Consider the following 15,705-nt stretch of genomic DNA (forward strand, 5'->3'; position numbering starts at 1 on the left):
AGAAATTTTTTTTACACCGCTTTACTTAGTTTTTTTAGATCTTTGCTTGATAGTATGGAAAAGCAAACGAGTGCAACAACAGAGCAAATGGAAAAAAATGAAAACATAATACTGTTACCATAGTGCTTAACAAGTACTCCTAAAACCACGCATGAAAATATTGAACTTGCAATATACCCAAATAATCCTGTTAAGCTTACAATTGCACATACATTATTTTGTGGAGCAATTTCTATAGCTATAACACCTGTCAGTACTTGCACTCCAAATATAAAGAATCCTGATAAGATTGCACAAAGGTTCATAAGAATTATGTTTTGACCAAAGTTCATTGCAATAAAAGTGAGTGCTATACCCAACATGTAAAGTAATGCCAGCAAGCTTCTATTTTGAAAGAAGTACATATCACTAATTCTTCCTGTGATTAAAGTTCCAAGGATTCCACCTAAATCATATACACCTGTTATTAGTGAGGATTGTACAAGAGAAATTTGTAATTTATCCCTTAAAATTATAGGAAACCAAAAGAAGATTCCCATTTTTATAATATAAGCACAAAAAGTAGCACAACATAGAAACCATATGGAACTTGTTACCTTGATACCTATTTGAGATTTATGCACCTTATAATAGGTAGTAAAGTTGGCACTTTCTTTGTAATATGCTTTTAATATTATATAAATTCCAAAAAGTAAGCATAAGAGACCAGAGTACAAAAATGCACTTTTTGCATCATATATTTTAATTATACTTGGTAATACAATTAAAGTAATACAAGAACCAAGTTGCTGAGATGAGCTCATAACTCCCCATGATGATGCAATTGAAGAGATGCTAGAGTTTGTAACCATAAACTTGGTAATAGCTGGCCAACCTAACCCTTGTGTCCAAGCTAATAATATTAATGTTAACAGTAATAAAGTTAGATTATTATATGATAAAGTTATACCAATGGTTAATAATCCAGTTGCAATATTGCATAGCCCAAACATAAATAATGGATTATTTTTGGAGTCCATTATTATTCCATTAACAAATTTTGATACTCCATAAAAAAAAGAAAAGCAGGCAAAAAAATAGCTTAATTTTACATGGTCAGTATCTATTAACAGTGGTAGAGCAATTGGTATACTTTGTCTTGATAAATAAAGCAGCATATATCCACAGAAGAATAGTAAATATTGAAAGAAGACAAAGTTCACACCTATTCCCAAATAGCTCTATGCAGATGCTAGCATAATACTATATTGGTATAATATTGTTTGACAAGAAGTTTGCAAACAATTAGTGCAAAAAATTACTTACTTAGTATCTTTCTTATAGCAGATACAGTAGTATTAATATCTTCATAGCTTATATCTCTATGTGTTATAGCTCTGATTTTACCTTTGATGTTAGCCATTCTAATTCCATAATTTGTCATTAGTACGTTTATTAATTCTTGAGTAGATATACAATTAGTACGTAATGAAAAATACGCTATATTAGTTTTATACAGGTCGATATCAATTATAACTTGATCTATGGAGTCTAGGCCTTCTATAAGGTGCTGCATTTTTTTATGATCCTCTTCTAAAGAATTTACATTATTATGTAGAGCATATAAACATGCAGCTGAAATAATGCCAGCTTGGTGCATACCTCCGCCAATTTGAAACTTATAGTACCAAGCTTTTTCAATAAACTCTTCACTTCCAAGCAATATTGCGCCCATTGGAGCACCTAATCCTTTACTAAAATCAATGAATACCGAATCAAAATAACTTGCATACTCCTTTGGAGATATTTTAGTATGAGCACAAGCGTTGAACAGTCTTGCTCCATCTAAATGAGTGAATACGTCATTCTCTTTGCAGAGACTTGAGATCTCTTGAATATATTCTAAAGGCCACACAGCTCCACCACCAAAATTTGTCGTTTGTTCGATAGAAACAAGCCCAACTCTCGGAATATTTCTTAAACTAGGACGAGTAATAAACTCAACAATTTGTTCTCCAGTAAATATTCCTCTCGTACCTTTGATGGGCAAAGGAGTAGCATGTGCCTGGGCCGCAATCAAGCCAGATTGTACTATGAGCGGATGTGAAGTTTCATCAAGCAGCAAGTAATCACCAGGTCTTTGAATGTGTACTTTATAAGCAATTACATTGGACATCGTTCCTGAAATCAACAAGATTCCTGCAGGTTTACCTAATATTTTACATGCGGTTGCCACTAATTCGTTCACAGTTGGATCTTCACATGCAGCTTCGTTTCCAACTTTTGCTTTAGCCATCGCTTCCCTCATTTTAGCTGAAGGGTCAGTGTTTGAATCGCTAAAGAAATCTATTTTTATTCTCATATTAAATTTAACACAACCTCCTTTATAATTTCAGCAGCTTTCATGATGTCTGTTTTCTTTGTGCCAAGATGGGTAACTGCTCTTATATGAGACTCGAGCCAAGGAAAAAGCAATAAACCATAAGCTTGGCACTTACTCAAGAAAACCTCATTAGTTACATTTAGTGCTTTTATACTAAAGCTTACTATATTAGTTTCTGGATAAGGTAGTACCAGTTTTATGTGTGGAATTTCTTTAATCTTATCTGCAAGTAATTTAGCGAGCTTATTATCTTCTTTAAGCCTAGAGATATTATTCTGTAGTACGTATTTTGCTGCATTAGCACAATACCCTATCTGATGATAACCACTACCTAGCCAAACCTGTAGCTTTTTAGCCCTTTCAATTATCTCTCTTTTACCCATAAGCATTGAACCAAAAGGAGCTCCAAGTCCTTTAGTAAAAGAAAAGCTCATTGTATCCACGTATTTAGCATAATCTGCTAAAGCAATATTCGTTTCGATATGAGCATTAAATATTCTTGCACCGTCTAAATGAAGATTTACATTGTGAGCTTTTAAAAAGTTATATAACTCAACTTGTTTTTCAAAAGGATAAATTTTACCATTAAACCCATTTATACTATTTTCTATAGAAACAAGACTCACCTGAGCAAAAATTTTATACCTCGGCTTAGAATTAATAGCATATTCTACTTCATCAACATCTAAGATTCCGCTATTATTTCTAATGCAATTAAATACGATATTATTTACTTTTGCATTGCCTGCGCTATCGAAAAAATTAACGTGATAATTATAATGAGTTATGAGTTCATCACCAGGACTTGTTTGACTGGCAATGGCTAATCTATTTGCAAGCATACCGCTGGTTACAAATAATGCTTCTTCTACTTTGAATAGTTGTTTGCAATATTCTGATAAGTCATTACAGCTTTTGTCTTCACCATAAGCAAAATCTCCAACAGTTGCATTACTTATTGCATGTATAACGTTGGAGCTCTGCAGAGTTGTAGTGTCACTTCTCAGATCAATAATTTTTTCCATCTTATTTTTTGCCATTCAAACAACCAATTTGAGCATTCCAAAGTTCCTTGTAAAGACCTTGCTTAGAAACTAGTTCAGCGTGTTTACCATCTTGGACAATTTTTCCTTTGTTAAATACTAGAATTCGGTCCATGTGTAAAAGTGTAGAAATACGGTGTGCTATAGTAATCGTAGTTTTATTTTGCATCAGTTTAAATAAACTCATTTGAATTGTTTTTTCTGTTATAGAATCTAATTGACTAGTTGGTTCATCAAGAAATAATATTGGAGCGTTTTTTAAAAATGCCCTTGCTATTATTATTCTTTGTCTTTCTCCTCCAGATAGCTTGATACCTTTTTCTCCGACTATAGTTCCATATTGATCTGGTAGAGTCATAATGAAATCGTGAATACCAGCCAGCTTTGCAGCTCTCATTATTTCTTCGATAGTAGATTGAAGTTTACCATATATGATGTTTGCTAAAATAGTATCATGAAATAACAATGGGTCTTGAGGTATTACAGATATTTGTTGCCTCAAAGAACTCTGTGTAACTTCTGATACTATTTGATTATCAATCTGTATATTACCTTTTTTAACATCAAATAGCCTTAGAATTAAGTTTATAAAAGTAGATTTACCACCTCCAGAATAACCAACTAGACCTACCTTTTCGCAAGGATTAATGGTAACTGAAAAATCTTGAAATAATGGCTCCTGACCTTCATAAGAAAAAGAAACATTATTAAACGTTATTCTTCCACTTAATAAATTTAATTCTTTAGCATTTTCCTTATCTTGAATTTCTGGTACGGTAGTCAAGATTGGCAATGCATCTGAAACTTTGCCGAAATGAGTAGAAAATTGGGTAAGATTCCTAGTTAGATGGTTAAGAAACTCTATAATCGATATATTAATTCCAAGTACAAGAGCAATATCTCCTATTGCAACCTTGTTCAATTGATAATCATGAATTAAAAAATACAAGTTTACTGCTTGAAGTATATCGAATGAATATCCATATATAAACCAAAGACAAAAGTATGCCCATTGTAATTTTCTCTCTGCAATAGTTCTTTTCTTGCATATTTGAAAAAATTTGTGTCTCTCATGTGCTTGCTGAGAAAATAACCTTACTGATATAACATTTAAAATACTATCTGCTATACTAGCTATTACTTGTGAGTTTTGTTTAGAGTAATTATCAGCTAGTTCAGTAAGTACACGAAAGCTGAAAATCGATACTAAAATAAAAATGCTTACCCAAGTGAATGTGGCGATTGCAAATTTTATGTTTACTAATGATAAGGTATAAATAGCTAAGACTAATGCTATGCTGTAACCGAAAAAACAATCTATAAGCAATCTTATTAACTCTATCACACTATCCATTAAGTTACTGACCTTATGTACTAAGCTTCCAGATAAATTGTTCTGATAATAGGAATGGTCTTGCTGGAGTAGCCTACAAAAAGACATATCAGCTATCTTTTGACGCATTAAGGTAAACATTCGAATGTCAACAAAATAGCCATAGAATCTAAAAGCAGTAGTGATAAGTAATGCCATACCAAGATAAGCGCTTACAGGTAATAAAAGATTTTCAATTACATTACCTTCCTGATATTTTACAGCTGTATCTAAGATATTTTTTACTAAATACTTTCTAAAAGATAAATCAACAGCCACTACTAGGGCAACCAGGAACATTACAAGCACATTAAGCTTGAATTTAGATACTATATTCAAGATGAACATCAATACACATTTGAAGCTATCAACTCTACTTCTGTTCATTTACAATGCTAGCTCCACTACGTTGACTTTTTTATTGAGAAATACAAGTAGTGAAAACCATAAATTTTTGTATATTTTTCCTGAGATGTCTCCAGCATCATGTAGTGCTGATGCTTGATTCAGAATAAGTAGCTTATATAAATCTCGCTTAGCCTCAGTAGTGTCGATCTCAGAAATATTTGTAGTTGTGTCTGTAATAAAGGCTAAACAGCTCTTAATAAGTTCTTTCATGTTTTTTGCTTTTATACTTTCTTGGTAGCCAAATAATGACAAGCATTCTCTCAGTATAGATTCTGTTAACTCACCACAATTGAGTATACCAAAAACTGAAGGCTGAGGTTTTGGCACATAGGGAAGGTCTTGATCTTTTATAATCCACCTTGTTACATAAGCAAATCTATCTTTAGCATCTGTATTCTTATCACTACCATGCCATAACCGTGAATCAAAAACTATCGCATCTCCTGCTGAAATAGGTAGTGACTTAATTTTGTAATTTTCTCGGTTGTTTGAGTACTGATCAAAAAAATATGGGTACCAAAAATCAACTAAAGGCTGTATTTCCCATTTATGACTGTTTTCTATAATTTGTAGTGCACCTGAAGTTTCACTTACATTATTCAAAGCTAACCAAACAGAAAAGTGGTAAGGATCATTGAAACTATAGGAGATGTCTTGGTGGAAGGGAACTGCATCTATTAAATCAGCAGTTTTACATATAACATTTGATTTTTTCTGCAGTATCTGACACTGAAGTGACTTTTCAAGGTAATTTTTAATAATTTTATCTAATGCTTGAGAGATAATTCTAGTTACTTGAGATGACGTGCCCCATCTGCCGGTACAGTTTAAGTAGTCAGAAGTTGAAACACTTAGTTCTTGGGATAGCTCTGATATCTTATTTGTTATATCACTTAAAGACTGAGTTATTAGCTTTAAAGGAACCAGATTTTTGATAATAAAAAAACCATTTTTTTGTAGTATTTCCATATGATTAATACCTGACATCAATGACTGATAAGTAATCTGTTAAAGGCACAACAGCAAAAATTTTGAATCCTTTTACTTGTTTTAATATTTTTTCCCAATCGCTTAATGTTCTTAGTTTACCTCCTGTTTCAACCATTACATTAATATCTACAGAGCCTCCAGTTGGAGAGCGGTAATCTAAAATAGTTTCTATCAATAAAATACGAGATATTCCTTTGACCAATTTTAAATAAGATAATACTTTATCATCATCATAATGCTGCAGAAAGCGGCAAAAGACACCTAATTCATAATTTGTAACTGATAGTTCTTCCTGAGTTATAAGTTTGACTTTTAAATTTTCTACTAACTGTCTTGGTACTTTATGTTCGTTATATAGGCCTATAGAACCTTTATTGTGTATATCAGAATAAGCAAGAAATAAAGAATGTACACCAAATAGCAATATATTCTTAGCATCATCTATATTAATTCTAGAATTAAACTCTTTAGTATCAAACCTAGAATATCCTAGCAATGCTTGGTAAAACGCTATTTTCTTATCTTCTGATGCTTCTCTTTCCTTAAAAGATTCAAATGAAGAGATTGACTTCTGTTTTAGTATATCGGCAATCTTTAACCAATTCTTTTCAGCTGCAACTCTCACCCACATTGTTGCAGCTTTAGACAAAAACGGTATTTCCTTAAAGCACTTACCTTTTGATGATAGTTGCCATAAGTCCTTGTCCTTATCGTAATCAATAAACCCTATTTCCCACAACGCCCTTAACAGCCTTTCTAGATTTGGTACGATAATGTTTAACTTTTTAGATAAAACCTGCATAGTTGCAGGTAAAATATTTAACAAATCAAGTTCAATAGCAACGCTTGTTAGGTAAGTTTTCCAAAAGGCTGAAAGTTCTGCAGAAATCCTATGCACTTGAGATTCTTTACCTAAATCAAAAATACTAAACTTTACATTTCCGGTAATATTGATTTGTCCTAACACACCTTCAAAAGTTTCAACCTTTGCCATGCCATTATAGAATGCTTCTACCATTTTAAATCTCTGCTGGTAAACAGGATCACCATTAATATCTATATGAAACCAACCATGTTGATCTTCTGCAATAGAATACCCTTTATGAAAAACATTAAGTTTTTTATACCATTTATTATGTACTAACTTTCCATGATGATTAATATGTGTAGCTTTGCCATCCTTATAGACTACAGCGATACCATCCTTAAAATCTCCAACATAATCATATTCCTCCTGATAAATCCTGTTGCCATTTAAATTAATATGAAAACATTTATCATGTCTTCTAACTACACAAGCATCTTCCTGATAATTTCCAATCCATTGATACGACTGTTTGTATACTCTACATCCAGATGAATCAATATGGTAACACCCTGTATCATCTTCTACGGCTGCTCTATTGAAGTAGAATCCAAAAGTTTTTAGAAATCTATGATGATAAACTGCTTCTCCTCTCACATTGATATGATAAGCACCTGTCTGATCATAAACCGGTGCAAGACCGGGCTCATGAAATTTACCAACCTTTATAAACCTATTTTCATACAAAGGATTTCCTAGTAATTCGTGAAAACTCTCACACGGTGAAATTTTAATAGATTTAAGATTATCTTTGATTAATTGATCAAAGGTTTTCTCATGTTGCATGTTTTGCATAATTTGTAATTTAAATAATTCTTTTGTAAGCTTAGGTACTCACTACTCTGCCATATTTCCTCGAGTTTAACCTCATTAACATTACCAAAATTTCCTAATGTCTTACGGAGTTCATCTGGAGCACAGCAAGGACTAAACTTTCCTTCATTGTTTATCCATGCTTCTTTACCTAAAAATGGGCATTGACCACCTGGAGCCAAATCCTTAATACCTTCTTGAGAAAGGATTGTGAAATTTTCTAATTTTATCTTTTTACCATTTGGCAATAGCATATTATCTCTAAGTTCGTATAACCTTCTCACCTCCGTGTTCCATCTACTAATTGCTAACTCATCTCTTCTCATAGATAGATCCTTAATTTCCTCAAAATGTGCCCAAAGATGATGTCCTTTAACTCTATCTATGCCGTTTTTTATGGCCATCTTAACTATGTCATAGAGTTCATGTAAATTACTTTCCAAAAATGTTAATTGTAAAGTAACGGTACACCTTTCACCTGTATCGCTAAAGTATTTATCTCTAACTTCAAGGAAAGTTTTTAAATTTTCTGTCACTACTTCCCATTTTGAACCTTTCATGATTCTTTCATGAGTTTCTTTAGTTGCCCCATTCCAGGAAATCTTAACATCAGATAAAATTGGTACCAATAGTTCAGCCCATTTTCTAGCTCCTTTAATAGGAAAAGAACCATTGGTTGTGAGGTTAAGCTTAAGGTTGAACTCATGGCACAAATTGATTATTTCATCAAAGCTTTTATACATTAAAGGCTCACCCATAGTAGAAGGAATGATTTCCCTTAAAGGTGTTCCAGCTGCTTCCTTAATTACTTTTCTGATAGTTTCTATCGACAGTATCTTAGGTTTTATTCCTTTAGCTTTCTTTTCTTCTTTAACTTTGCTGTATGGTGAAAAACATTCGCACATTATACAAGCAAAATTGCAGTAATCTGGATTAGTATCAAAAGTAATTCTCCAAGGACCGGGTTTAACAGCTACTGATTTGCCTTTCTTTTCAATAGCATTACGGTAAATCTTGTTAAGTTTTTCAGTATGCTCACTTATAGAAGGTATATTTCCATTTTCAGTATAAGGATAGCCTTTTTGGGTAAGTTTATTGTATAACTCCTGATTTGTAGATAGGACTTGCATTTTTTCTGATAAACTACTTGCATCTCTGTGCTTAAACAATAGTCCATCTCTTACATATTCTGCCATACCACCATAATCGGCTGTTATAAGTGGTATTCTAAGTTGCTGTGCTTCATGTATTACTAATGGTGAATTTTCACCCCAAATTGAAGGAACGACTATTGCATCAACTTTATTAAATACGTCAGTAACTATATTCTTATTATCATAACTTCCCATCCACTCTATTCTTTCTTTAATAACAGGTGAAAACTGATCGGCAATCGCTTTTAAAGCTTTAGTTTCTTCTCTTGCTGCTCCCCAAATTCTAAGTTTTGCTTTAGATGATAAGTGAGAAAAAGCCTTTAGTAATAGGTCAACACCTTTTTCGGGAGTATGAGTACCAATATAACCGAAAATAAACTCTTTTTCTTGTACTCTATTTCTATTCTTAAGACGACTGAGATCAAAACCATAATCAAGATAAGAAATTTTGTTTATCGGAACATTGAAATCCTGAGTAAATTTATCCATCAAGAATTTTGATGGGGAAATAAAGTAATCTATATAGTCTATTATTTTCCTTGTGTGCTTCATTCTAGTGGCAACCCATTGTTCCCAATAATTTATGTCTAAATTCAGGAATTCTTCATCTCCTGTAAAATATCCTTTGTAACATTGGGTTGCACATTTTTGATCCTTTTGTCCATCACAAAGCCGTAACAAATCTTCAGAATTGCGTTGAATAAACCTTCCTCTTGGACACATTAACCAAAAGTCATGTAGCGTAAAAATTGTAGGTATATTTTCTTTAAAAGCAATTTCTGGTAAAGTAATTGATAGATGATTAAGATGACCAAAATGTATAAGATCTGGCTGAAAGTTATCTATTACTCTTTTAAATTTTATATCTACTTCTTCATTAATAAATTTATAACGATATTTAGTTATGGGTATATTAATTAAATGCAGTAAGATTCGTGAATCACTACGATCTAGGACTGTAGTATAATAAAAATCAGGTAAAAAGCTATTTTCATACCTAGTAAATACTTGTACCTCATTGTTATTTGCTAGTTCATGAGCAAGAGTTTGGCTATAAACCTCTGAACCAGCACTATAATAAGGAGGGTAACCATGAATAACTTTTAATATTTTCATATATTACCATATCTATATTGTCAGGATATTCTTGTGTATTGTTTTGTAGACTTTTTATAAAATTACTTAATCCTACTTCTAATGAATGTTTTGGAGACCAACCAAGTAGCTCTTTAGCTCTAGTAAAATCACCATGGAACTTAGTTACATCAAAATTTCTTGGAGGATAAAAATCAATTCTAGAATCACTTTTCGTGACTTTTAATATTGTTTTTGCTAAGTTTTCTAAAGTACATGGGCTATTAGTAGTAAGATGAATAGCAGGAAGAGAAGATTTTTCGCTTTGTAAATATTTAACAGTTAAGCATATACCCTCTATAACATCATCCAAATAGGTAAAATCAAAAACACATTCTTTACCTTCTATTTTAATTGGATCACCTCTTAATGCATTAATACAGAGTGCAGGAATTACTCTACTGTTATGATCTAGTAAACCACCGTATACATTTGAAAAGCGTAATATTGCTACATTAAAATCTTTTAAGCTTGTTATTTGTTTCTCAATAAATGCTTTACCTTTGGCATAATTATTTATTGGATTGATACTAGCAGATTCTGTAACCGGCAGTTCCTTCTGCTCTCCATAGACTTCCCTACTACTTGCATATATAAACCATGGTTTATTTGAAAGTGACTTACATAACCCTAAAAACTGCATTGTACCATCAACATTAATTTTTTTACACAGTTCAGGATAAAGTTCACCATGTATAACCCGAGAAATTGCAGCCAGATGAATAATTCCTGTACACTTAGCAAGTAGTGGTACTATATCTTCTGAAAAAAAACTGAGTGGATTGTTGTGAAACCTAATATCACAGCTTATTACTTCATGGCCCTGGTTTTCTAACTTTTTCACCAAGGTTGACCCTATCAAACCTGCAGCACCTGTTATTAATATCCCCATGTATACCCTCTCACTACAACTAGGAAAATTTGTCGTACCAATTATCTTACAAGTAAGAATCAAAAGGTATTATAAAACCAGTATAAAATAAATGTCAACTTAAATTAGTGAATAAAAAATGTGATTATGAAAGAAGAGTTGTTGCTTGAAAATAGTGTTCAGCTTTAACCAAATCCTCTTTATTATTTACTCCCATTGCTTCTCTTTCATCAGTAACTACATAACCTACACTCAAGTTATTGGTTGCTGCAATGGGTACTATATCATTAAGACAATATTCATTGGTCGAATTATTAAATTTTATTTCTTTTACTAAGGTAGAGAGATCTTTAGCATATGAAGCTATTATTCCAGAGTTTGCAAGAAGCATTTTATCTCCATTTTTTAGGATTTTTTGAACATTGCCGTAATTATCAATTACTAATCTTCCATATTGTTCATCTTGACTATTGAATCCAAGAAGAACTAAATTATTATACTTTAAACAATCAGTCATTTTCATAACTGTATCACTAGATATAAAAGGAGTGTCTCCATACTGTATTAAAACTATGTCTTGATCAGATAACTCCTCCAGATTTTCTAGAGCAATTTTAACTGCAGTGCCAGTACCTGTAATATCTTCTTGAATTATTAGTTTTATATTGTATTGATCGATTATACTTTTTAGAGTATCAAAGTTTTCTAAATCTTTTAGAAGGGAGTTGTTAACAACAATTGATAAGCTTTTTAGACTCAGCAATTTTGCATTAGAAATTATATGTTCTAAAAGAGTAAGATTTCCCACTTGGTGCAACGCTTTTGAATATTCAGAATTCATTCTACTGCTCTTTCCTGCTGCTAATATTATCAAAATTTTACTCATACATAACTCAGGAATTGATTAGGTAGTAAGTTAATTTATAATTAGTAAGATGTAAAGTCCACTTTGATTTTCTAGAGGAAGATAACTACCATCGAACAGACAAAATTCGTTAAATTAGCATCTGTAGTAATTCTTAGCAATTCTTAAGTAAAATTTTAGAAAGAGACGCCCCATAGTTATAATTGAGTGTGTGCTACTTTCAAGTATGGTTTTTATTGATGAAACCTCTTAGACCACTCTGTTTGAAATAAGGTAACTACTGCTTAATTCACCAAAAAGCCTGTAATTAAGTTTTAAAGCGAGTTTGTCCAAACCAATTGATTGTACCTCTTTAGCGTCTGTAATGACCTTTAAAATTTGAATAAAAGATACTTTTACTAATTCTATTAGTATAAAATAAACTTGCGCATAATCTTATCGTCATTTTTATTCATTGTAAAGAAAATTTTGTATGAAGGTTTTTTAGAAAACTCACTTACCCCTCTTAAATGCTCTCAACATCCTGAAAATTTGAATAAGTGAAAACATAGGCTGTTTGTAAAAAAAAGTAATTGCTATTTTTAGAAAATTTTTGAAAAATTACCACAAAACATCTAAATCTTTAATAGGTAAGACCGCACCATTTGCTTGTAGATAGTAATGTGTTGGCTTTATTAACTTGTACTCTACTTTATCTCCTACTGAAACTTTAAATTCCATATCCTGCACACAAAGAAATCCATATTTAGAATTGGTCCCATATCCTGCAGCATTACGAAAGAATTTAATCTGTCCAAGAGTTGCAAGATTATTTATTCTTTCTCTAATATTGCGCTCACTGCCAAGCCCTTCTTCTCCTTCAAAACGCTTTGCAAATTGTCCAGCAGTATAAATATTACCTTGATATGCGCTACTGCGAATTAAACTCAAGATAACCTCATGTTTTCTCATCCGTTCTAAATCCAACTTTTTGCTATATTGATCTCTGATTATTGGTTCTGAATTTAAAACTGAATTGTCATGTACAAATGCCCCATTTTTCCAGTAAAGTGTCATTTGCCCGTTATTGCACTGCGAATAGTTAGATTTTTTGCGCGATAAAATTCTCTCATCAGGAGAAGCATTAGCTTTATCTGGTCTAGTCAAATACCAACGAGACCTTACTGTATTATTCCACGCAGTTGAACCACCTGTACCTGTTTTACGTATTATTCCTGAATCAGAAGGATGAGCACATAATAATACAGCTCCTTTTATTACTTTCACTATTTTTCCACAACAACTTTGAATAAATTGTCTCACATGAGAACGGTCGTTTTCATTTCCTCCAAATAGGTCTGCTGCTGTATCTAATACCACAAGCTTCGGCTGAAACGATTCAATATCCTCAAGTAACTCTTGAAAGTACGTAGTTAATTGACCAGTATCTTTGTTATTAAAAACCATAAGTTGATTATTGTGCCCTGCTCGTGACCATAAGCCAACATTATCCTGAAAATCAGAAGATTCCATACCTGATTGATAAAATTCATTTATTGCGCATTGCCGACGCCAAAGTTCTTCTTCATCATCTTCACAGAACACACCATATGTCTTTATTTTTTCTAGATCTATTCCAAGCCAAGGTTTACCAGAAGCAGCGGCTGTCATTAATTGTTGAGCAAGAAGAGATTTTCCAACACCACCGTCACCGTAAAGAGCTGTAACACTTCCTACAGGGAGCCAATCCTTAATAACCCACTTTCTTTCTGGAGGGATATTGGTCCAAACTGTAGTATCAATTCTTTTTGACTTTCTTGAAGAATAAGGGCTTTTGTTGTTAAGGATAAATTCTTCAACGTTCATTCCTTCTAGCACACTATCTGCAGCATCCCAAGATTTTGGCTTATCTTGAGGAATCTTGAGAATAGAAAGTGATGCAACTCCAAAACCAGAAAGCTTTTTTGCGGCTTCTTGAGCATAATCTTTTCCAGGATCATCGTTATCTGGCCATATAATAATGTGTTTACCTTTAAGTGGAGTCCAATCAGTTTTCTCAATAGGTGCTTTTGCCCCAAACATTGCTGTTGTTGCAGTGATCCCTTGTTCTATGAGTAACTCAGCACATTTTTCCCCTTCTACCAATATCACTCTATCAGATTCAGCGATGCCTGGAATGTTATACAGAGGCCTGATCTCAGGTGCAGTAAAGGTAGATTTTTTAGCATCAAATGGTTGATAACTTTTTCCTGAAGCAGTATCATAACGATATTTGCTGGCAATCAACTGATTATCCTGATCGAGATAGTCCCATTGAGTTATTCTCTTTTGCTCTTTAGTAGGTCGCTTGTTACATCCTATCCATTCACTTATCGAAGAAATTACTTCAACAAATTCTATTTTAGCGTTTTTCCCATGTGCAGCTGCCCAAAGATCAATAATGTCACCACCGTCTCCAGTTGCAAAATCAATCCATAATCCGACCTTTCCATACGCTAGTTCAACTTTGAGGCTTTTGCCTTTATTACCTTGTACATCACCTATCTGAAATTTGTCACCATGAAAAGTTCCTCTTGGAAATAAATAAGAAAGGCATGATCTTATGTTTAATAATAGTTGTCTTTTTACTTCTTCTACATCAAATTGCTCTAATGGTTCTAAATGTGAGACAGTGTTGTTAAAATCATAATTTAAAGTATTTTTTTCTTTGACATCAGTTAAAAAATCTTGTACCATAGGTTGAAGCTCCTTTTAAAGTTAAGTGTTTGAAAGGTTTTTGAGAAAGGCTGTATTGGTTGCGGTCTTGTTCTCTTATCATGAAGTAAAAAATGCAGTAGGTGGTTCTCTTGGCAAAGCTTGAAAAATATATTAATAAGTGAAGGAAGTCAGTTCAGGTTTATAATAAAGGTAAGATTGAAGGCTCTTAGAGTTTTCTTTCTTTTAAGACAAAATACTCTAATATAATTCTACAATATTTTCCTCACTATGTCAACTTCCTATTAAATAATCATAATGCTTCTATTTTGTCACATTGATATATTACATATAAGGAAATTTGCCATTTAACATTTTGGTTAAAACTCCACATATACGCAGCTTTGGAGCCGATTGGCAATTTTGCCAAATGAAATTTTATTTGCCATTTGAAATTCTCTTAAGATATTGATTTTCTTTTATTTCTCTTTGTAAGTTCATCTGGTTATTTGGTAGGTTTGCCAAATGATTTGCATTTTGAAGCTTACTTTAATAAGTAAATATACCTATATGCTAGAAAATTTATAACAGTTGCTTACTGCATAAACTAAGTTCACTTATTAACATAACTCAAGAGATGCTTATATTTCTGTACCATTTACTATAGTATACCGGATCCCTTATCGATCTTTCCGGAAGTGAGGGAAATTTTTCCAAAACACGTTTACTCCTTATTATAAAAACATCTGACTTTAAACTTACACTGTTCCCTTACTATATATGTTCACAAAAATTCTAAAAACTGTTCACTTTTTAGAAAATTTTGCACAACTCCGTTCTCTTATCTTTCATATTCCCCTGTAGTATATATACACGTTCAATTTCAAATTCGTCCGAAAAACTACAAAAATATATAGGCAACACTAAAAAAGTTCTCTTCTGTAGAGGTAAATGGTGGTATTGAAAATTTAACTCTGCTCTCAACTTACACTCCTCAAAAAAATTACAAAATTTAATTTCATTTTAACTTTAAACAAAAAGGCCGCCTATAAGTTGCATCTGCATTATGTTGCAAAATATACTATACTTTGCTTATGAGAATAACCAAATAAGCCATCCTTTTTTCTCCTCCATAACAGATATATACTAGAAATG

The 15,705-nt window shown here is 32.5% G+C and carries 10 protein-coding genes; all 10 read right to left on the reverse strand.

What is annotated here, in order from left to right:
• Positions 1-11 precede the first annotated feature (11 nt).
• The 10 genes from ACQH2O_RS03335 to ACQH2O_RS03380 all read right to left on the reverse strand — a co-directional run bounded on the left by ACQH2O_RS03335 (position 12) and on the right by ACQH2O_RS03380 (position 14,592).
• Positions 12-1,157, reverse strand: coding sequence for an MFS transporter (locus tag ACQH2O_RS03335; RefSeq protein ID WP_425385292.1), 1,146 nt, complete (start codon positions 1,155-1,157; stop codon positions 12-14).
• A gap of 140 nt (positions 1,158-1,297) precedes the next feature.
• On the reverse strand, positions 1,298-2,341 hold the full coding sequence (locus ACQH2O_RS03340) for a threonine aldolase family protein (RefSeq protein WP_425385293.1): 1,044 nt from the start codon (positions 2,339-2,341) through the stop codon (positions 1,298-1,300).
• On the reverse strand, positions 2,338-3,387 hold the full coding sequence (locus ACQH2O_RS03345; RefSeq protein WP_425385379.1) for a threonine aldolase family protein: 1,050 nt from the start codon (positions 3,385-3,387) through the stop codon (positions 2,338-2,340). Before ACQH2O_RS03345 ends, ACQH2O_RS03340 begins: the two co-directional genes overlap by 4 nt.
• Before the next feature lies 1 nt (position 3,388).
• Positions 3,389-5,164, reverse strand: a complete 1,776-nt coding sequence (locus tag ACQH2O_RS03350) for an ABC transporter ATP-binding protein (protein WP_425385317.1) — start codon at positions 5,162-5,164, stop codon at positions 3,389-3,391.
• The gene (locus ACQH2O_RS03355; RefSeq protein ID WP_425385318.1) at positions 5,165-6,154 is read right to left on the reverse strand and encodes a phytanoyl-CoA dioxygenase family protein; all 990 of its coding nucleotides are present in this window, start codon (positions 6,152-6,154) and stop codon (positions 5,165-5,167) included.
• Between the two features lie 4 nt (positions 6,155-6,158).
• Positions 6,159-7,835: a WG repeat-containing protein gene (locus tag ACQH2O_RS03360; protein ID WP_425385319.1), complete on the reverse strand. Its 1,677-nt coding sequence runs from the start codon at positions 7,833-7,835 to the stop codon at positions 6,159-6,161.
• Complete coding sequence (locus ACQH2O_RS03365) at positions 7,796-10,123, reverse strand: glycosyltransferase (protein ID WP_425385320.1); 2,328 nt, start codon at positions 10,121-10,123, stop codon at positions 7,796-7,798. The genes ACQH2O_RS03360 and ACQH2O_RS03365 overlap by 40 nt, the downstream gene beginning before the upstream one ends.
• Positions 10,080-11,033, reverse strand: coding sequence for an NAD-dependent epimerase/dehydratase family protein (locus tag ACQH2O_RS03370; RefSeq protein WP_149168735.1), 954 nt, complete (start codon positions 11,031-11,033; stop codon positions 10,080-10,082). The genes ACQH2O_RS03365 and ACQH2O_RS03370 overlap by 44 nt, the downstream gene beginning before the upstream one ends.
• A 124-nt stretch (positions 11,034-11,157) precedes the next feature.
• Complete coding sequence (locus ACQH2O_RS03375) at positions 11,158-11,898, reverse strand: NTP transferase domain-containing protein (protein WP_425385321.1); 741 nt, start codon at positions 11,896-11,898, stop codon at positions 11,158-11,160.
• Positions 11,899-12,477: 579 nt separating this feature from the next.
• Positions 12,478-14,592 carry an AAA family ATPase gene (locus ACQH2O_RS03380; RefSeq protein ID WP_425385322.1) on the reverse strand — a complete coding sequence of 705 codons (2,115 nt, stop codon included), beginning with the start codon at positions 14,590-14,592 and terminating at the stop codon, positions 12,478-12,480.
• Positions 14,593-15,705: the final 1,113 nt, after the last annotated feature.

Origin of the sequence: Wolbachia endosymbiont (group B) of Schoenobius gigantella (genome assembly GCF_964031005.1) — a bacterium.
GTDB classification, from domain to species: Bacteria; Pseudomonadota; Alphaproteobacteria; order Rickettsiales; family Anaplasmataceae; genus Wolbachia; species Wolbachia pipientis.